20 protein-coding genes and 4 pseudogenes are annotated in these 18,356 nt (G+C 69.7%); 17 read left to right on the forward strand and 7 right to left on the reverse strand.

The genetic code is table 11. The annotated features are described in order from the left end of the window. Positions 1 to 7 precede the first annotated feature (7 nt). From GA0070618_RS21835 to GA0070618_RS33605, 10 genes and pseudogenes are all read left to right on the forward strand, one after another. A complete protein-coding gene (locus tag GA0070618_RS21835; protein ID WP_088983296.1) occupies positions 8 to 535 on the forward strand; it encodes a flavin reductase family protein in 528 nt (175 codons plus the stop codon). Positions 536 to 572: 37 nt separating this feature from the next. Then, complete coding sequence (locus GA0070618_RS21840; protein WP_088983297.1) at positions 573 to 1,679, forward strand: LLM class flavin-dependent oxidoreductase; 1,107 nt, start codon at positions 573 to 575, stop codon at positions 1,677 to 1,679. Positions 1,680 to 1,708: 29 nt separating this feature from the next. Then, on the forward strand, positions 1,709 to 2,545 hold the full coding sequence (locus GA0070618_RS21845; protein WP_088985722.1) for a DUF1684 domain-containing protein: 837 nt from the start codon (positions 1,709 to 1,711) through the stop codon (positions 2,543 to 2,545). A gap of 273 nt (positions 2,546 to 2,818) precedes the next feature. Next, positions 2,819 to 3,394 (forward strand): NADPH-dependent FMN reductase, encoded by a 576-nt coding sequence (locus GA0070618_RS21855; protein ID WP_088983299.1) that lies wholly within the window; start codon positions 2,819 to 2,821, stop codon positions 3,392 to 3,394. Positions 3,395 to 3,642: 248 nt separating this feature from the next. After that, the gene (locus GA0070618_RS21860; RefSeq protein ID WP_088980871.1) at positions 3,643 to 4,473 is read left to right on the forward strand and encodes an IS5 family transposase; all 831 of its coding nucleotides are present in this window, start codon (positions 3,643 to 3,645) and stop codon (positions 4,471 to 4,473) included. After that, on the forward strand, positions 4,470 to 4,877 hold the full coding sequence (locus GA0070618_RS21865) for a hypothetical protein (RefSeq protein WP_088980870.1): 408 nt from the start codon (positions 4,470 to 4,472) through the stop codon (positions 4,875 to 4,877). The genes GA0070618_RS21860 and GA0070618_RS21865 overlap by 4 nt, the downstream gene beginning before the upstream one ends. Positions 4,878 to 4,908: 31 nt before the next feature. Continuing rightward, positions 4,909 to 5,175, forward strand: a complete 267-nt coding sequence (locus GA0070618_RS21870; RefSeq protein WP_088983300.1) for a hypothetical protein — start codon at positions 4,909 to 4,911, stop codon at positions 5,173 to 5,175. A 108-nt stretch (positions 5,176 to 5,283) separates the two neighbouring features. Next, positions 5,284 to 5,382 (forward strand): annotated as a pseudogene (locus tag GA0070618_RS34810) (IS5 family transposase); the annotation flags it as partial. Between the two features lie 14 nt (positions 5,383 to 5,396). Beyond that, a pseudogene (locus GA0070618_RS21875) lies at positions 5,397 to 6,056 on the forward strand (IS6 family transposase). Between the two features lie 207 nt (positions 6,057 to 6,263). Continuing rightward, entirely contained in the window at positions 6,264 to 6,449 is a 186-nt protein-coding gene (locus GA0070618_RS33605; protein ID WP_143740503.1) for a hypothetical protein, read from the forward strand. Positions 6,450 to 6,508: 59 nt separating this feature from the next. On the opposite strand, the gene GA0070618_RS21880 is transcribed toward GA0070618_RS33605, so the two are convergent. Next, positions 6,509 to 8,650 (reverse strand): cupin-like domain-containing protein, encoded by a 2,142-nt coding sequence (locus GA0070618_RS21880; protein ID WP_094978028.1) that lies wholly within the window; start codon positions 8,648 to 8,650, stop codon positions 6,509 to 6,511. 32 nt (positions 8,651 to 8,682) lie between these two features. Continuing rightward, positions 8,683 to 9,276 carry a hypothetical protein gene (locus GA0070618_RS21885; protein ID WP_088983302.1) on the reverse strand — a complete coding sequence of 198 codons (594 nt, stop codon included), beginning with the start codon at positions 9,274 to 9,276 and terminating at the stop codon, positions 8,683 to 8,685. Positions 9,277 to 9,359: 83 nt separating this feature from the next. On the opposite strand from GA0070618_RS21885, the pseudogene GA0070618_RS21890 reads away from it, so the two are divergent. After that, a pseudogene (locus GA0070618_RS21890) lies at positions 9,360 to 9,598 on the forward strand (transposase); the annotation flags it as partial. Positions 9,599 to 9,810: 212 nt separating this feature from the next. Here the strand turns inward: GA0070618_RS21890 and GA0070618_RS21895 are convergent. The 3 genes from GA0070618_RS21895 to GA0070618_RS21905 are packed head-to-tail and all read right to left on the reverse strand — an operon-like array spanning position 9,811 to position 12,040. Continuing rightward, positions 9,811 to 10,545 carry an ABC transporter permease gene (locus GA0070618_RS21895; protein WP_088983303.1) on the reverse strand — a complete coding sequence of 245 codons (735 nt, stop codon included), beginning with the start codon at positions 10,543 to 10,545 and terminating at the stop codon, positions 9,811 to 9,813. After that, positions 10,542 to 11,330: an ABC transporter permease gene (locus tag GA0070618_RS21900; protein WP_088983304.1), complete on the reverse strand. Its 789-nt coding sequence runs from the start codon at positions 11,328 to 11,330 to the stop codon at positions 10,542 to 10,544. Before GA0070618_RS21900 ends, GA0070618_RS21895 begins: the two co-directional genes overlap by 4 nt. After that, complete coding sequence (locus tag GA0070618_RS21905; RefSeq protein ID WP_088985723.1) at positions 11,327 to 12,040, reverse strand: ABC transporter ATP-binding protein; 714 nt, start codon at positions 12,038 to 12,040, stop codon at positions 11,327 to 11,329. The genes GA0070618_RS21900 and GA0070618_RS21905 overlap by 4 nt, the downstream gene beginning before the upstream one ends. 131 nt (positions 12,041 to 12,171) lie before the next feature. Here GA0070618_RS21905 and GA0070618_RS21910 point away from each other — a divergent pair, with 131 nt between their 5' ends. Together GA0070618_RS21910 and GA0070618_RS21915 are read left to right on the forward strand one after the other, a co-directional pair. Next, entirely contained in the window at positions 12,172 to 13,044 is an 873-nt protein-coding gene (locus GA0070618_RS21910; protein WP_088983305.1) for a sensor histidine kinase, read from the forward strand. Continuing rightward, a complete protein-coding gene (locus GA0070618_RS21915) occupies positions 13,041 to 13,706 on the forward strand; it encodes a response regulator (protein ID WP_088983306.1) in 666 nt (221 codons plus the stop codon). Before GA0070618_RS21910 ends, GA0070618_RS21915 begins: the two co-directional genes overlap by 4 nt. Before the next feature lie 264 nt (positions 13,707 to 13,970). Here GA0070618_RS21915 and GA0070618_RS21920 read toward each other — a convergent pair whose 3' ends face one another. Then, the gene (locus tag GA0070618_RS21920; RefSeq protein ID WP_088983307.1) at positions 13,971 to 14,696 is read right to left on the reverse strand and encodes an SDR family NAD(P)-dependent oxidoreductase; all 726 of its coding nucleotides are present in this window, start codon (positions 14,694 to 14,696) and stop codon (positions 13,971 to 13,973) included. 68 nt (positions 14,697 to 14,764) lie between these two features. Here GA0070618_RS21920 and GA0070618_RS21925 point away from each other — a divergent pair, with 68 nt between their 5' ends. From GA0070618_RS21925 to GA0070618_RS21940, 3 genes and pseudogenes are all read left to right on the forward strand, one after another. After that, positions 14,765 to 15,310, forward strand: a complete 546-nt coding sequence (locus tag GA0070618_RS21925) for a MarR family winged helix-turn-helix transcriptional regulator (protein ID WP_231931404.1) — start codon at positions 14,765 to 14,767, stop codon at positions 15,308 to 15,310. Positions 15,311 to 15,395: 85 nt separating this feature from the next. Further along, positions 15,396 to 15,650: pseudogene (locus GA0070618_RS21930) on the forward strand (hypothetical protein); the annotation flags it as partial. A 398-nt stretch (positions 15,651 to 16,048) separates the two neighbouring features. Beyond that, positions 16,049 to 16,597, forward strand: a complete 549-nt coding sequence (locus tag GA0070618_RS21940; RefSeq protein ID WP_088985725.1) for a hypothetical protein — start codon at positions 16,049 to 16,051, stop codon at positions 16,595 to 16,597. Between the two features lie 221 nt (positions 16,598 to 16,818). Here the strand turns inward: GA0070618_RS21940 and GA0070618_RS21945 are convergent, their stop codons facing one another. Then, on the reverse strand, positions 16,819 to 17,394 hold the full coding sequence (locus tag GA0070618_RS21945; protein ID WP_197701583.1) for a PaaI family thioesterase: 576 nt from the start codon (positions 17,392 to 17,394) through the stop codon (positions 16,819 to 16,821). Positions 17,395 to 17,548: 154 nt separating this feature from the next. Here GA0070618_RS21945 and GA0070618_RS21950 point away from each other — a divergent pair, with 154 nt between their 5' ends. After that, positions 17,549 to 18,304 carry an SDR family NAD(P)-dependent oxidoreductase gene (locus tag GA0070618_RS21950; protein ID WP_088983308.1) on the forward strand — a complete coding sequence of 252 codons (756 nt, stop codon included), beginning with the start codon at positions 17,549 to 17,551 and terminating at the stop codon, positions 18,302 to 18,304. The last annotated feature ends 52 nt before the right edge of the window (positions 18,305 to 18,356 follow it).

The following is an 18,356-nucleotide window of genomic DNA, read 5'->3' on the forward strand; positions in this document are numbered from 1 at the left end:
GCACGCCATGTCCGTCACCACCGAGCCGACAACCACCGTGGACCCAGACAGGTTCCGCGGCCTGCTACGCCACCAGGCCGCCGCCGTCACCGTGATCACCGCCGCCGGGCAACCGCCCGTCGGATTCACCGCGACGTCGTTCACCTCGGTCTCGCTGCATCCCCCTCTGGTGTCGTTCTGCATCGCCCACAACACCTCCAGTTGGCCTGTCATCGCCCGGGCCGATCACATCGCTGTCCACCTGCTCACCCGCAACCAGGACGACATCGCCCGGACCTTCGCCACGAGCGGCATCGACCGGTTCGCCGGCCACGCCCGCTGGAGCACCGGGCCGCACGGCGTACCCGTCCTGCCTGACGCACTGGCGTGGCTGGTCTGCCGGGTCACCGATCGGATCACCGCCGGTGACCACGCCATCGTGCTCGCCGAACCGGTGGCCGGCGAGCACAACGACGGTGAACCGCTGATCTACCACCGGGGGCGCTACGCGGGGCTGCACCGCGACGCCGTACCCCCGAACCCGACGCAGGCGTGAGTGCCGCCCGGCGAACGAAGGAGGAGGTGCCCTGCCCATGAGCCCCCGGTTCCTCTGGTACATCCCCAACGAGATCGATCCGGGCCACCGGGGCGACGACCTCGTGGACGATCACAACAGCCTGGAGACACTCACCCGCCACGCGAAGACTCTCGAGGCCCACGGCTGGGACGGTGCGCTCATCGGCACCGGCTGGGGACGACCCGACACCTTCACGGTCGCCACCGCGCTCGCGGCTCGGACGACCACCTTTCAGCCGCTGGTCGCGATCCGACCCGGCTACTGGCATCCGGCCAACTTCGCCGCCGCAGCGGCCACGTTGGACCACCTCACCGGCGGCCGGCTGCTGGTCAACATCGTGTCGGGTTCCGACAACCCGTCCGCCTACGGAGACCGGGAAGGGAACCAGGCTCGGCGGTACGCCCGCACCGGAGAGTTCCTCCGGCTGGTCCGCAGGCTGTGGACAGCGGAGGACGTCACCCACCACGGCGACCACTTCCACGTCACCAACTCCACCGTGATGCCGAGGATGACCGGCCGAGCCGGACGCCGCCACGCCCCGCTCTACTTCGGCGGTGCCTCCCCGGCCGCCGAGCGGGTAGCGGCCACCGAGGCCGACGTACAGCTCTTCTGGGGTGAGCCGCTCGACGACATCCGCGAGCGGATCGATCGGCTCAACCGCCTCGCCGCCGAGCTGGGACGGGAGCATCCACCACTCGAGTTCGGGCTACGGATCACCACGCTGGTCCGGGACACCCGCGAACAGGCCTGGGCCGACGCGGAGGCCAAGGTCGCGCGGCTGGCCGCGGCCGGCCATAGCGGAGCCGGGGGCCCGGGCTGGCAGACCGCGGCGGGTCAGCGGCGGCTGCTCGACCTGGCCGCCCGGGCCGACGTGCTCGACGACAACCTCTACACCGCACCGGGCAGGTTCGGCGCCATCGGGGCCGGTGCCACCTGGCTGGTCGGCTCGACGGAGGACGTCGCGAAGTCGCTGCGCAACTATCAGGACCTGGGCATCACCCACTTCATCCTCTCCGACACCCCCTACCTGCCGGAACTCAAACGCCAGGGCGACCAGCTCCTCCCGCTCCTGTGTGGACGACTGGCGCCGGCAACCAGACCGCAAGGTCGACACCCATCGTGACCTCGCCACCGTCCGGACGGGAGATCTCCATGAACATCCCCACATCGCACCTCACCGAGTCGTTCCTCCAGGAGTGGCAGGACTGGCACCGGCGGCACGAGGAGATCCGCGCCGACCCGCACGGCTTCCTCGCCATCACCGGACTGCACTGGCTCACCGCACAGCCACAGCGGTTCCCCGACGCTCCCGGAGAGTGGCACACCACCCCTGACGGCGTCGTGGTCGACCTCGCCGACAACGAATACCTCGTCGTCGACGGCCGGCAGGTGATTGGCCGGCACGCGTTCGAACGAATCGCCGAGCGGGACAGCGTCCAGGTCGCCGCCGGCGCGGCGGTGGTGGAGATCGCCAGGCGGGGCGGGCACGACATCGTCCGTCCCCGGCACCCCGACCACCCCCTCCGCGCCGCGTACCGGGGCACACCGACCTACCCACCAACGCTGGACTGGGTGGTGCCCGGACGATTCGTGCCCTTCGACGAGCCACGCCCGACCACGGTGGGTGCGGTGGTCGACGGACTCTCGCACGTCTATCCGACACCCGGGCGGATCGAGTTCGAGGTCGGAGGGCTGCCGCTGAGCCTGACCGCCTTCCCCGGCACCAGGCCGGGCAGCCTGTCGGTGCTGTTCACCGACGTCACCTCCGGCATCAGCACCTACCCCGCCAACCGGTCGCTCGCCATCGAGGCACCCGACGAACAAGGTCGGGTGACGCTCGACTTCAACCGGGCCACCAACCTGCCCTGCGCCTACACCGACTTCGCCACCTGCCCGCTGCCCCCGGCCGGGAACCGGCTACCGATCGCCGTCGAGGCCGGCGAGAAGATCCCACCCGAGCGGTCGCCTGCCGGCAAACCCAGCCGATGACAACCACCCGGCCAGCACACCCACCGGACGACCGTCCGCGCCGTCCCTACCGGCACCCCCGTCGCGTGGGGTGTCGGTCATGCCCTGGCTCCGCGACCGTCCGACGTCACCGGCCGAACGTAGGAGGAGAGCTGTCCGTCCGGCTCGACGCGGCCTACGCCGACGAACATCTGGTCACCACCATCACCCGTGACCACGCCGCCCGGGTCGCATCGTTCGAACCGCTCGGCAGGGAACGACACCGATGACCCCAAGCCGACCGACAGGAGAGTCATGACCGTCACCACCGTCGAGCTGATCGGCAACCCCCGCGCCGGCTCACGTACCCGCACCCTCGCCGACGCCGTCGTCACCGAACTGGCCAGCCATCTCGAGCGCGCTGGCAACCCACTGAGCCGACCCACCGTGCTGGACCTGGCTGAACTCGTCGGCGTGTCCTTCGGACCCGCGGCCGCCCGGCCGGACGCCCCGGTGGACGACCCCTTCGCGCCGGTACGGGCCGCCCGGCTGCTGGTCGTGGCCACCCCGGCGTACAAGGGCACCTACACCGGCCTGTTGAAGATCTTCCTGGATCAGCTCGGGCCGGGCGACCTGGCCGGCGTGATCGCGTTGCCGGTTGCGGTCGCCGGCGCTCCGGCCCATGCCGACCGTACGGCGACATCACTGCGTGACCTGCTGTCCGAACTGGGTGCTGAGGCGACCATCCCGCCGCTGACCGCGCTGGAGTCCCGGCTTGCGGCACCTGTCGAGGCCGCCGCCGAGTGGGTCGCCGCACACGCCGGACAGCTCGGCGAGCTGCTGGCCCGCACGCCGGCGCGGGGGAACCTCAGACTCCATCACAGCCGGTGAGCTGGACACATTTGAACGGTGGCGGATTGAGGCATCGCCGGAAACCAGCCGGTCCAGCACAGCTGAGGACACCACACCTTTCCCGAGGTAGGAGCCCTTAGAGGCCGGTTCGAGGGCTTTTGATTTGATCTATGCTTTGCGTCCGGTTGAGGGTCCTTCAGCGGGTTCGCCACGGATAGCGGTCTCTCGATGTCGGGGAATGTGAATCCTGGTCGTGACCGTCGGGCGGTAGTGGCGTTAGGCCGTTCATGGGTGATCGGAAGCCGTACCCCAGCGATGTCACCGACGCGCAGTGGGCGTTGATCGGGCCGTTCCTGCGGGCGTGGAAGGCCAAGCGGGTCTCGGTGTCGGGGCATCAGGGTGACTACGACCTGCGGGAGATCGTGAACGCGATCCTCTACCAGAACCGGACCGGCTGTCAGTGGGCGTACCTGCCGCACGACCTGCCGCCGAAGTCCGCGACCTACTACTACTTCGCCCTGTGGCGGGACGACGGCACCGACCAGGCGATCCATGATCTGCTGCGCTGCCAGGCCAGGGAGAAGGCCGGCCGGACCGAGGATCCGACCGCGGTCGTGTTGGACAGCCAGTCGGTCCGGGCGGCGAACCATGTCCCGGCCGCCACGACCGGCAAGGACGCCGGCAAGAAGGTGTCCGGCCGCAAGCGCGCCCTGGCCGTGGACACCCTCGGTCTGGTCATCGCGGTCGTGGTGACCGCCGCCTCGGTCACCGACAACGCCATCGGCATCCGACTGCTCGACACAGTCGTCGAGCGCGCCCCGACGGTCACCCGGGCGTGGGTCGACGCCGGGTTCAAGCAGGACCTCGCGCTGCACGGCGCCGTCCTCGGGGTCGACGTCGAGGTCGTCAAACGATCCGACACCCGACCCGGGTTCGTGCCAGTACGCAAGCGGTGGATCGTCGAGCAGACCTACGGCACGTTGATGCTGCACCGCCGGCTCGTGCGCGAGTACGAGAGCCGCCCGGAATCGGCCGTGTCACGAACGTTGTGGGCGTCGATGGTCACCATCGTGCGCCGGCTGACCGGCACCAGCACACCGTCCTGGCGACACCGGTGAACCTCGCCGTAATCCTCGACCTGATCACCGCACGCGAAGCCACCGCCGATCAGGCCGCCGACCGGCTACGCGAGCAGATCACCGCCCTCACCGCCGACCTCGCCCGCATCGAGGGCGAGCTGGCTGACCTGAAGGTCACCCGCACCACGCTGCGCATCCTCACCGCCGCCGAGTTCACCGCCGATGACCCGACGATAGCCAGCGCCCCCTACCAGCAGATCCTGACGGTCCTCGACACCACGACCACCGGCATGCGGGCCAAGGACATCTGCCTCGCCCTCGGCGTCGACCCCATCCCGAAACACGTCGAGAGCGCCCGCGCGAAGCTCAAACGCATGGTCAAGCATCACGTCCTGACCGAGAACCAACCCGGAGTGTTCACCCTCACCCCGAAACGGACCTAACCTAACGAACCGGCCTCTGAGAACATCCCGCGTGATCCTTGCCGTCAGCATGGCCCTCGTTCTTGCCGGCTGTGGTGGCGGACATGAAGGCAACTGGTCCAACGAGCAGCTACAGAAGGATGGGGCCGCCGCGGTCAAGCGCGACCTCGGTAAGGATGTGACCCTTCAATGCGAGGGTGGCCTCACCAACCGGCAGGGTTCGTCGATCCGCTGCAAGGGTTCGGACGGTATGGCCTACATCTTCGATGTGAAGAGCGAGGGTGAACTTCGCGCCAGCGGCGGCACCCAGCCGTTCTGACCCGGGCTGCGGCTTCCGCAGCGAGCACTGGCAGTCGCGCTGCCCCACCCGGCAACGTGGGCATCACAGTATTGATCAGACCGCGCAGAAGGCTGTGGCCCGCACTCCAGACGGTGGGTGGTGGAACGGACCCTGTCCTGGCTCACCGCCCATCGCCTCGCCCGGAACGGCGAAACCGCTCCGCCCCGGGCGGAAGCCATGATCCGCCGGGGCCGCCCGAGGTGATCGTGCTGGCGGTCCGCTGGTACCTGCGGTTCAACCTCTCCTACCGAGACGTGGAGGAGTTACTGGTCGAGCGTGGCGTCGAGGTGGATTACGTGACCGTCTATCGATGGGTGTAGCGGTTCACCCCGCTACTCGCGGACGCCGCCCGTTCCGCTCGTCACTCACCTGGGGACCGCTGGCACGTCGACGAGACCAACGTCAAGGTCAACGGCATCTGGCGATACGTCTGCCGCGCCGTCGACCAGTATGGTCAGTTCATCGACGTGCTCGTATCGGCGCGTTGGGACGCCGCGGCGGCCCGGCGGTTCTTCCACCGAGTCCTGACCACGCTGAAGGTCACGCCCAGCGAGGTGGTCACCGACGCGAACCCGGTCTATCCGAGGGTGCTCGACGCCCTGGTTCCGTCGGCGTGGCACCACGTCGAACGGCACGCCAACAAACGGCACGCCAACAATCCGATCGAGGCCGACCACAGCCAGCTCAAGCACCGGCTCAGACCGATGCGCGGGCTACGTTCCGACCGCACCGCCCAGACGATCATGACCGGGCACGCCTTCGTGCAGAATTTCCGACGCGGACACGACGAACTCGCCACTGACGTCCCGCCCGGTCTGCGGGTGACGGTCGCGTTCACGGAGCTGGCGCGAGCGATCTGATCAGTGCCCGGCTGACGCGGCTCGGCGTGTCCACCGATCCGCCAATGCAACAGCGCCTCGGGCACCTGCCCGGTGGCGCCGACTCCTGAGGTGGGAGGCACCCTTCCCAGCTCCGCTCCCAGCCGGATCCCAGTCGACCGGCGGATGCTGCCCGCTGGGCACCCCACCTGGTGGTGTCCACCCGGCAACGAGGAGAGGAGGTGACACATGCGTAGGTTGTTGATCGTCACGATGGTGGCCGCCAGCATCCTCACTGCCGGCGGGGCACCTCGCGCCGACGAACTGCCGAACGTGCGGTACAGCGCTGACGTACGCGATCCACCGCCGACCGGCCCGCCCGGCTTGACCACGGACGAGATCCCGGATCCCCCACCGGAGCGGGACAAGGGTTAGTTGGTTGTGGGTTGCGGGGCCACCGAGATCGGTGGCCCCGCAACCCGTCGTTCCCGCCGTCAGGGATCGGCACGCACCAGCGGTGGGTGTAGATAGTGGTTGCCCGGGGGCACCTGGAAATGGTGCAGGCTCACCGTGGCGCTGATGTCCAGCGCGCGTACCCAGTGCCACCAACCGGCCGGCACGAACAGCGCGTCGCCCGGCTCCAGCACTTCCGCCAGGACGGTGGCCTGCCCGTACAACGGGTACTGGTCGAGGTCGGGCAGCTCGGCGTCGACATGGCTGTACGTCCCGCCCCGGGGATACACCCGGGAACGCTGGTACGACGGCACGAGGCGGACGCGTTTACGGCCCATCACCTGGCACAGCAGGATGTTCATGTTGTCGTGGTGCAGGTTGGTGACCGTGCCGGCTGGCCCCAGCAACAGGGTCACCGCCTCCGGCAACAGAACTGGATCGATGATGCCGGGCACCGGCCTGATGTCCTGGGCCAACGGTTTGAGACCGTGCTGCCAGTTGTCGTTGCGCGCGACCATGTAGTAGTCGTTGGTCTCCCCACCCGTCTCGACCATGGTGAGGTAGTCGGCGAACGTCATCCGCGTCCGGTGTGCGTCGTGCTGCCAGCCATGCTCCGGATTGCCGTCCCGGCCGGTCATCACCTCGACCTCGACCTCACCCAGTCGGTCCCGCAGGCTGGTCGGCGACCACTGCCGTCGGGCCGGCCAGTCGTCGACCGCCCCGGCCAGGATCACCGGCCGGTTGGCGAAGTAGTACCGGTCGAAGAACTCGGCAGCGCAGAGGCCGACCCGACGCTCCAGCCCGCCGGCCAGCTGTGCCGAGCGGAGATCGCCGTAGAAGTCCAGTAGCGACTCCTGCCAGGCGTACTCCCGGGCCAGCCGCAGGCAGGCCTGGAAGTACGGGTGGTCGAGCGCTCGGGTCAGCTCCTCGTCGACCACCGACCCGGACAGCCCCGCCGCCAACAGCGCCTCCCGGACCTCCCCGGCCGGCACCCCGAGAGCCAGGTTCTCGGCCGTCCAGGCCCGCCACTGCGGTGTGAGCCCGGCAAGCTCGGCGGCCGTCCGGGTCATCGGGATTCCGGCAATCGGGACGCCGCCCGGTCTCGGTGCGCCCCGGCCGGCTCGGCGGATGCGGCGACGTCCGGCAGGGGCAGCCGCCGCCGGGTACGTCCGTTCGACAGCTCGACGCAGTCGACGTAGTTGTTCTTGACGTTGACCTCGAACTCCGGCTCGGCGCTGGTCATCGGTCGCAGCCCACGCATGGTGTCTCCCGTCACAGTGGATGGTCGTGTGCTCGACGGTGCCATCGTCGGCTGGGATCCCGCTGGGATCCTCGGCGGTGCGGCGTGGCACCCACCACGACCGGCCACTGCTGGAAGGCGCCCATGGGAGTACGGCCCGGCCGGCCGGAAGGTCGAGGGAGGCGTCCTGGCCGAGGATCGCCGCCTCCAGGCGAAGCAGTCCCGCCCCGGGGTCGAGACCGAGGTCCCGGGCGATTCGGGTCCGCGCCCGGCGCACCACGGTCAGCGCGTCGCCCTGCCGACCGGTCCGGTACAACGCGATCGCCAGCAGCTCCCAGCCGCGCTCCCGTAACGGCTGTTCGAGCACGAGCGCCTCCAGCTCACCAAGCACCTCGGTATGCCGGCCCAGCGCCAGCATGGCGGTCAGTCGTGTCTCGGTGGCAGCGGCCCGCAACCCGTCGAGGCGGGCGATCTCCGGCAGCACGAACGACGCCTGTGCCAGATCGGCGTACGCCGGGCCGCGCCACAACCCGAGGGCACCGGTCAGGGTCGTGACGACCGCAGCGGGTCGCCCCCGTCGCAGCATCGTTACGCCGTTCGCGACCAGCGCGGTGAACCGTTCCGCGTCGACCTGCTCGGCCCGCACCCGGACGGCGTACCCGGGGCCTTCCCGGAGCAGCACCGTGCTCGGTGAGCGCGGAGGTCGGTCCGGTTCGAGCGCCCGCCGCAGTCCGGCCACGTAGCCGTGCAGGGTCGCCGGCCCGGCCGTACGCCCACCGTCGCTCCAGACCAGTTCCCGCAGCCGCTCGGCGGGCAGCATCCGCCCCCGGGCCGCCAGCAACGTGGCGAGCACCATGCGCTGTCGTCGGCCGCCGAGCCCCACTCTCGCCCCGTCGCGGTAAGCGGTCAGTGGTCCGAGTACGGAGAATTGCACGTCGGCCATCACCACCCACCGCCTTCACCGGGTCGTCGTGGTCAGCGGGTCGGGTCACCGAGAGCGACACAGACGTTGTCCTGTCGACCGATCCCCAGGGTGAGCCGGCGGGTACCGGCCGGGTTGATCGAGACGACGTGCAGCCCGTCGAGGACGTAGTAGCCACGCGGGTGCTGGTCTCCCGGCCGGAAGTCGAACCCCGCCGGCCCGACGATGGTGTACCGCAGCCACCCGCCGTCCGGGCGGTATTCGAGCAGCCCGGCGCCGCCCACGTCCCGGCGTACGGCCCTCCCGGTGTCGGTGTTGACGAAGTCCACGGTCAGTGGGCCGGCGTACTCCTCACGTCGGACGGCTCCGGTGGCGTAGCGGGCGAGCACCCGGACCCGTACGTCCTGGGAGACCACGCGGACGCGGAGCGGGAACGAGCAGTAGCGGCCGGCCGGCCCGGTCCATTCCTCCTGGACCGAGGGACGCCAGGGCTCGGGGCGGTCGCCGACCCCGCCTCGCCAATCGGACGCAGCCACCGCGGAGCCGGGGCCTTGCCCGGCCACCGGGCTGGCGGGGGCGGCCACCACGGTCGCGGACACCATCAGCATCCCGAGCAGAGACCGAGTGACGAACTTTCCCAGGCGCATGGCATCACCTAACCAGTAAATGTTCATTAACCGGTGTCGATGACAATACTGGTTAGTTACGCCGAGTCAAGGCACACTGTCCACACCTCCCGACGTCGTGGACCGATGACCGGGACCGGTGCCGGGCTGTCGGGATCCCGGACGAGGTCGAGTTCGCCACGAAGGTGCAGATGGCCCGCACCATGCTCGCCCGTGCCCTCGATAGCGGGGTGCCGGTCGGGTGGGTGACGATGGACGAGGCCTACGGTCAGTCGAAGTCGCTGCGGTGGCTGGAACACCGGGAAGTGGCTTTGTGGTCGCGACCCGCCGCAACGACGACATGTGAGGTGTACCAAGGATCCTGGACATGTCCTCCGAGTTGAGAGGATGAGTCCATGCCCGAGCAGCGTCGTCGGTTCAGCCCTCTAAGGGGGCCGCCAGCGGGGTGGCACGCCAGTTCAAGGCCGAAGCTGTGCAGAGGCACACCCGTGCAGTGGGCGATCATGGGAGCCGTCGCGAGGACACTGAACGTCGCCGGCTTACCGGTGACGGTATTCATGGTTCGTGCCGGATGAATCGTGCGATCGCGACGCTCCCGATTAGGACGATCCACGCGAGGGCGACGAGAGCGCCGGTAACCGGGGTGAGTGCGGTGTCCGTCTTGTCGTAGAGCTGTGCGATGGCGCGGTCGGGGAGCCAGCGGGCGTGTTCGGTGACCCCGGCGAGCGCGGGTGAGATGATGAGTACGAGGCTGAGCGTTCCGACGAGTGCGGGCACGAGGTGTCGCACGAGCAATGCGACGGCGTGGGAGAGCAGGCCGATCAGCGTGAGGTAAGCCGCCGCGCCGGCGAGAAGCCCCGGCTCGCCGTCGTCGGCAGGAGACGGGACGTCTGTCAGGTGCTGCGCGATCGTGGCGGCGGCGAGGCTTGCGCCGATACTCACTGCCGCGGTGACGGCGACGACGAGGAGCGCGGCAACCGTCTTGCCGGTGACCAACAGGCCGCGTTTCGGCACGGACGTGAGGGTCGTGCTGAGCTGGCGGCCGGCGTGCTCGTGCGTAGCGGGCAGGATACCCAGCAGAACGAACCCTGCCTGCGCGAACGGCACCGTCTGGAGGGTGATGTCGACGGCTGATGCCTGCGCGCCCTGAGCGACTGCGGAGGCGGCGAGGGCTGCGGCGATCACGATGCCGGTGGCGATCGCGCCGATGGCGGTGAGCGTCGTTGCGGGCAGGGTGCGGAGCTTGTCGAGTTCGGCCGTGGTGACGTTTCCGATGCGCACGATATTCACGCGTCTCGACGGCGGAAGACGACTGTGGCGACGATGAGGAGGGCGAGTGTCCAGCCACCCATGACGAGCGCGCCCGGTACGGCGTCCAGCCCGCCCTCGACGGTGTAGAGGCCGCCGAAGAGCCTGCGGCCGGCCATATCGGGAAGCCAGTGCGCGAGCGGGGTGAGGTTGGTCAGCAGCAGCGAGAACGACACCACAGAGCTGTTCACGATGAGAACGATGAGCGGGATGATGCCGCTGCGGGTCAGCACAGTGATCGCAAACGCGATGAGCCCGGTGAGAGCCCAGTAGAGGGTGCCACCGAGCAAGCGCGTCGCCGCTTCGTCGAGCGTCACGGTCTCGGTTCCGGCCTCGCCGATGACGGCCCATGCGATGCCGACGGTGATGGGCAGGGTGACCACGGCAACCACTGCGACGAACACGACGATGGTGGCCGCCTTCGCCGCGAGGAGGCCCACCCTGCGCGGGGATGCGGTGAGGGCCGCAGTGATCTGCCGGCCCCCGCCGGCATCGGTGCTGTTGGCCATGTACTCGCTGCTGAAGACGATCACCCCGATGACAACCGCGCCGACGGTGCCCAGCGGCATCGCGGCGAACGCGGTCTCGAACGGGGAGGTGGACGCTCGGGTCTCCGGCTGGCCCGCGTCGAGCGCGGCACGAGTCGAGAAGGCGTTCAGTAGCGTGATCGCAACCGATCCGAGCAGCGCCACTGCGACCCCGGCCCACGCGGCGGGCAGGGTCGCGGTCTTCCGCAACTCCGCTGCGAACGTGTTCCATGCGTTCATCGCCCGACTCCGTTTCCGCCGCCGGTGAGGGCGAAGAAGGCGTCCTCCAGGCTGCCGTACCCGACGGTCACCTCCGCCAGAGTCCCGGCCTTGACGATCCGACCGTCGGCGATGACGACGAGGTCATCGGCGAGTCCTGCGACCTCACCCATCAGGTGGCTGGACAGCAGCACGGTGCCACCGGCGTCAGCGTGGCGGCGCAGCAGCCCGCGAATCCAACGGATGCCCTCCGGGTCTAGGCCATTGACCGGCTCATCCAGCACGAGCGCCTCTGGCTCGCCCAATAGCGCCGTCGCCAGCCCGAGCCTTTGCCCCATGCCCAGCGAGTACCGGCCGACGCGGACCCTGGCGGCGTCGGCCAATCCGACCTGTTCCAGCACTTCCCCGATGCGGCGGCGCGGGATGTCGTTGCTGCGCGCCACCCAGGCCAGGTGGTTTCGCGCCGTGCGGGAGCGGTGTGCGCCGGAGCCGTCGAGCATCGACCCGACCGTGCGGAGCGGATTCCGCAGGCTCCGGTACGGGCGGCCGCCGACGAGGGCGCTGCCGCCGTCGGCGCAGTCCAGTCCGAGCAGGATCCGCAGCGTGGAGGACTTACCCGCGCCGTTCGGGCCGAGGAACGCGGTCACCCGCCCCGCTCGCGCTTTGAAACTGACGCGGTCGAGAACGGTGCGGGAGCCGTGGCGTTTGACGAGTTGTTCGACCAAGAGCATGACCAACATCTCAGACCGATCACGTCGCGCAGGCATCGGCCCCGGGTCGGGACTTCGCCGTGCTCTTCTGACCGTGGTCTGTCGGACTCAGGTCCGATGCGCGCAACGGCCATAAACCTAGACTTGGACACGTGGAATCCACTGATCGGCCCGTGCTGCGCTCACGCGTGTGGCTGATCACCGCCCTCCTGCTCGCGACCCTTGTCCTCGCGCTGTCGACCATCGGCGATGTCCAGCCGGCCGGAACCCTTGCCGTCCTGCTCGCCGCCGCCAGCTGCGCTGTTTCGGTGCTGGCGTGGGCGCTGCTTCGCACCCGCCGGCAGCGGCGCATCTACGAAGACGAACTGACCGCCTGGGCAGCCGAACGGGCCGCGCACGCCGAGCGGCTGCGCATCGCCCGCGACCTGCACGACCTCGCCTCCCACGGGCTTGGACTCATCACCGTCCGTGCCGCCGCCGCACGCACCCTCACCGGGCCAGCCGGTGACGCGGAACGCGTCGCCGCGCTGACCGACATCGAACGCGCTGGCCGCCAGGCCACCACCGAGTTGCGGCGCCTGCTCACGGTGTTGCGCACCCCCGGCGACGACGCGCCCCTGCGACCCGCCGAGACCCTGGACGACCTTCCCCACATCCTGCACTCCGCCCGCGCCAGCGGAGTCACCGTTACGCTCGACATCGGCGATACCGGCGAGGTGTCCGCAGGCGTGCAGCTCACCGTATGCGCGATCGTGCGCGAGGCCCTCGCCAACACCGCCCGACACGCCGGACCCGCCAGCGCCCACATCGCGGTTTACCGCGACAGTGACGCGATCATCGCCACGGTCGCCGACGACGGGCCCACCCCCGGCTGGGTGCCCCACCCCGGCGCCGGAGCGGGCCTGGCAGGCCTACGCGAGCGCGTCGGCGCGTTGGGCGGTAGCTTGCATGCCGAACGCGCCGGCCATGGCTACCGAGTCACCGCACGCCTGCCTGAGACCGCTGACCGGGCGGAGCGCCGATGAGCGTGCAAGTGCTCGTCGTTGACGATCAACCCCTCATCCGCCACAGCCTCCGGCTCATCATCGACAGCGCACCTGACCTCGTTGTCGCCGGCGAGGCGGACACCGGCGAGGCGGCCGTCGCCCGCGCCGGGCAACTACGCCCCGACGTCGTGCTCATGGACATCCGCATGCCTGGCGGTGACGGCATCGACGCCACCCGCCGTATCACCGCCGACCCTGCCTTGACCGGCACCCGCATCCTCGTGCTCAGTATGTTCGAGCTGGATGAATACGTCCACGCCGCACTCCGAGCCGGAGCCAGCGGCTTCCTCCTCAAAGACGCCGAACCCGGCCAGCTCATCGATGCGATACGGCGCACCCATAGTGGCGAGTCGCTGTTCGCCCCGAGCATCCTCACCCGTCTCGTAAAGCACTACCTCGACCAGTCCGCACCGAGAACAGCGCGGACTCAGAGTGTGCTCACCGATCGAGAGACGGAAGTGCTCACCCTCGTCGGCCGTGGCTTGTCCAACCAGGAGATCGCCCGAGCCCTCAGCATCTCGATGGGAACCGTGAAGACCCACATCGGCAGTCTCCTGTCCAAGCTGCACGCCCGCGACCGCGCACAGCTCGTCATCGCCGCCTACGAACGAGGGCTCGTCTCCACACCCCAACGACGATGAGGGTGGCTTCGTATCGGACGACGAGTTCGGCTTAGCGGAAGCAGTCTTGCCGGTAGCCGGCCGCCCTGTACGCACAGCGAGCGCTGCTTGTTTGGCGCGGACATCGCCCGCTGCGTAGCCCGGATGCCGTCGACGAGCAGCGACGACGCCCGCGCCCACGGGTGGGGGCTGCCCAGCCGAATCATGGCCGCGGACAGGACACGCCCGGATCGCGATCGCGTCCAGCAGAACCGCCATGCGCTGGAATCCTCGTGGGCCCGCTGATCATCGTGTGGTGTGTTGACCTCCGTTCACGGCGATGGCCTGTCCGGTGATGTGACGGGCGCCGCGAGACGCGAGGAAGTGGACGGTGGTTGCCACGTCGTCCGGCGTACCGGCGCGGCCGGTGTGGGTGGCGGCGATGAGTTCGTCGCGGCGTTCGTCGGTGAGTTGGTCACGGAAGAACTCGGTGTCGGCGATGTACCCGGGCGCGACCACGTTGGCGGTGACTCCATGGGCCCCGAGTTGCGCGGCGAGATCGACGTTCCATGCCGCAACGGCCGCTTTGGCTGCTCCATAGGCACCGGCACCCGTGTCCGCGGCAATCGATCCGATGGTGATGACAGATCCACCCCGGACGAGTCGGTTCCTGACCGCTGCGGTCGTCAGCACTGCGGTGAGCAGGTTGGCGTCGATGTTCGCCCGCCAGTTCGCGGCCAGCGAGGACAGATCGTGCGGGGTTGGACGGTCGAAGTCGGTGTTGCCGCCGGCGCAGTTCGCCAGCACGTCGACCGCTGGCGGGAGCTGGCTGGCGAGTGCTTCGACCTGGGCGGGGTCGGTGCCGTCACACACCACTGCGCGAACTCTGGGGCCCAGGGCATCAGCGGTGGCTTGTAGTGGTGCCGGGCGTCGGCCGGTGATGATCACAGTGTCGCCGTCGGCGGCGAAGGCCGCCGCGACAGCCCGGCCGATTCCGGTGCTACCGCCGGTGACGAGGACGGTACGGTTCATCTCGGTCTCTCCTCCGTTACGCTTAGGCCTAAACGGTAGCACTTCGTTTAGACCTAAATCGAGGCGTGGTGACTGAAGATCTGCACGAGAATGACCCGGTGGACGCCGTTGCGTTGGCATGGCTGCGGGAGCGGCCGGGCACACCGGTCGATGGCATCGGCATCGTGACCAGACTGTGGCAGTGCGCGAAGCTGCTCGGCGAGGACCGGCGCCGCCTGCTGGCCGACGCCGCAGTCGATGCGGCAACCCTGGATCTACTCAGCGTCCTACGGCGCAGCGGTCCTCCCTATCGATTGACCACCCGACAGCTCACCGACCGGACCCTCGTCAGCGCGGGCGCGATCTCGCAACGGGTGGCCCGCGCCGAACGCGATGGCCTGGTAATCCGCGCCAGCCCGCGCCCCGGCTCCCGAGCGGTCGCGGTGTCCCTCACCCCCGCCGGCCATGATCTCGTCGAACGCCTGGTCGACCGTGTGCTCGGTCGGGAAGCCGACCTCATCTCAGGACTTAGCCTCCACCAGCAGGCGACTCTCACGCACTTGCTTCGGCTGCTCCTGGACGACCTGAACACCCGGCTTGGCCCCCAACGCCCAACACAGGTCGGCTCCAGCTGACCACCCAGCCGGCAAAGGGTCGTTCCACGCTTGGCTCCTACTGCTTACAACCTGCCGACACCTCAGCGCGGGCTGGGCCTGACCCGGCGTCGACGTCGAGATCGTCACCAAGGACCCGCGGGTCAAGGGCTTCAGCGTGGTCAAACGGCGATGGGTCGTCGAACGCACCCTCGGCTGGCTCATGCATCACCGCCGACTCGTCCACGACTACGAAGCCCGACCCGACAACTCCGCCAGCATGATCACCATCGCCATGATCGACAACCTCGCCAAACGCCTCACCACCGAAACCCCCCCCAACCTGGCGCGACTAAACCGTCATAACGCGCAAAGTACGTGAATCAGACGACCTCTGAGCCTTCGGTGGCTTCGGTCGTCCCTCCTGTGCTGCTTCCGGACCAGACGAGAGCCGCTCGGGTCGGCTCCGCCACTCCGCTGCGTCGAGCGCCCTTACCCACGCCGGCCCTCCCGCAGCAGCGCACCGGAGCGCGGGTGTATCGCCTGGCCTCGGTCGACAGCAGTGGCCGGATCCGTGATCGTGCGATCATCGGCGCACTGGGCTGGGGGCGTGGCGTGCGGCTGGACATCCGTCACGGCGCTGGCGCCATCGTCGTGCGCCGCGATTCCCGAGGTGTCTTCACTGTCGCCGGGCAGGGGCACCTGGTGTTGCCGGCTTTGGGCGCCCGACGACCGAAGCTCAGGCCGGTCATGCAGCCGCCACCCGCTAGGCTGCCGGCCATGGACGTCGCCGACGACAGCGAGCGGGTCGCCGCGTCACTCGTCCGTCGGCTGGACGGGTTGACCTTCCGGGACGCCGCAGCCGACCAGGTGACCACGCTGATCATCGACTCGGTGGTCGAGTGGGCACGTGCTCAAGGCTGGCGGGTCTATCGCCGGGCGGCCAGCGTCCTGCCGCTGCCCCCACCACTGTCCGGACAGTACTCCGTACTCGACGTCGCCTGTGCCCGACCGACCGGTCCGCCCGTGGTCGTCGAGGTGGACCGCACCGACCGGCGGCGCACCGTGGAGAAACTCCTGGCGGAGGCGGCGGCGGGCCGCGTCCCGATCTGGGTGCGCTGGGGGCCGGGCCGATTCGTCGCACCACCCCCGCCGGTCCGTCTGGTCACCTGCGTGGTGACCCGGGGAACCGGCCCGGCGGGGCAGGTCCGGCTCTTCTCGCGGATACCGGCCAGCGACCGGCCGCCACCGGCGCATTCCGTGACTCCGGTCGGCAGTACGGACGCCCTCGCGCTGCCGATCCCGCTGGACGACGGCCGCCCGCGCTGAGCGTGCGGAGCGCGGAGCGCTGCCGCAGTGGGCGTGCTCTGTGGAGCTGCCCTATCTCCGGGGCAGCTCCACAGGCCACCCGGACAACACCTCACCGGAGAGGCGAGGTCTCTTCCCCCGCCAGTCGGGTTGCCCCTGTCCACCCGAGTTTCCCGTCCAGCGCGGGCGCGACCGATGGCGGCAGCCGGCCGGGCGGGCTGCACCGGCGTACCGGCCGATCGTCAGGGCTGACCCGGACGCAGCGTGACGAAAAGCGCGTCGGCCTCGGCGCACACGGTGTCCCCGTCGCGGAGCTCGGCGCGCAGGAACCGCTTGCGGCCCTCGACCCGGTCGGTCCATGCGGTGAAGGTCAGTGGTCGGCCGATGCCGACGACGGCACGGTAGTTCGTCGTGAGGTACGCCGTGCGCGACGGCGGCATGCCCTCGGAGTTGGCCAGCCAGCCAAACAACTCGTCGAAGAGCAGCGGGATCGTGCCCCCGTGGGCGGCACCACGGCCGCCGAGGAAGAAGGTGCCGAAGGACGCCCGGCCGGCGAGTCGCTCCGGGGGTGTCGCCTCGTCGACGACGTACCAGGGGGTGGTGGCCTGACCTGCCGACGCGAGCGTGGGGGACCGGCCGTAGTAGCGACGGCTCTCGGGCACGGCGTATCGCCGCAGGTCCTCGGTCCAGCGGGCGAGGTCGTGGCGCAGGCGTTCGCCGGACTGCTCGTCGGGTGCCGCGCTGGCGAGCGCGTCCAGGAAGTGCCGGAGCCGGGTGACGACGGCGTCGTGTTGCCTCAGCGAGGCCTCAGCGGTCACCGTCGCGGCGCCTTCTCGAAGTCATGTCGACAAGCTATCAAGCGCTTGTTTGACGCACTTGGCGCGGGCACTCTAGGGTCCAGCGATCGAGACGGACCAGCGCTGCGGGCGGTCATCCGGGCCGCCGAAGCGCCGGCCGGGAGGCGAGGCGTCGATGATCGACCCAGGTCTGGCGGGGGTCGGAGCGGTCGTCACCGGCGCGGGCGCGGGGATCGGACGGGCAGTGGCCGAGGACCTCGCCCGCCACGGTGCCCGGCTCCTGCTGGTGGCGCGGCGTACCGGCCCGATCGAGGAGACCGCCGGGCGCATCGTGGCTGGCGGCGGCGCTCCTCCGGTCGTGCTGGCGGTCGACCTGGCCGCACCCGACGCCGCTGGTCGGATCGCGAACGCCGTACGTGCCGAGCTGGGTGGGGTCGCGATTCTGGTGAACAACGCCGGTCAGGCCGACCCGCCCGGCGTCGCGCTCGACGAGGCGGGCTGGCAACGGTCCTTCGAGCTGAACTTCCACGTCAAGCGCCGTCTCGCCGAGGAGCTGCGTCCTGCCCTGGAGGCCAGCGGCCGGGGCCGCGTGGTGAACCTGGTCGGTCTGCTCGAACCCACGGTCGTCTCCGCCGCGCAGGCGGCGATCGCCGCCTGCCGGCTGTGGTCCAAGGCGTTCTCGCGCGAGGTGGCGGCAGCGGGCGTGACGGTCAACTGCGTGGCACCGGGCCGCATCGACAGCGAGCAGGTGCGTCGGCACTTCCCGACGCCGGAGTCCCGCAGCGCGTACGCTGTCGCGCACGTCCCGGCACGTCGGTTCGGTGAGCCGGCCGAGGCGGCGGCGCTGGTCACCTTCCTCTGCTCGGTGCAGGCCGCCTACCTCACCGGCCAGACCGTCGCGGTCGACGGCGGGCTGCAACGCCATGCCTGATCGCGAGGACCACTGCGGGCGCTAGCGCGCCACGCCTGATCGCGACGATCGG

This window comes from Micromonospora echinospora (assembly GCF_900091495.1).
GTDB classification, from domain to species: Bacteria; Actinomycetota; Actinomycetes; order Mycobacteriales; family Micromonosporaceae; genus Micromonospora; species Micromonospora echinospora.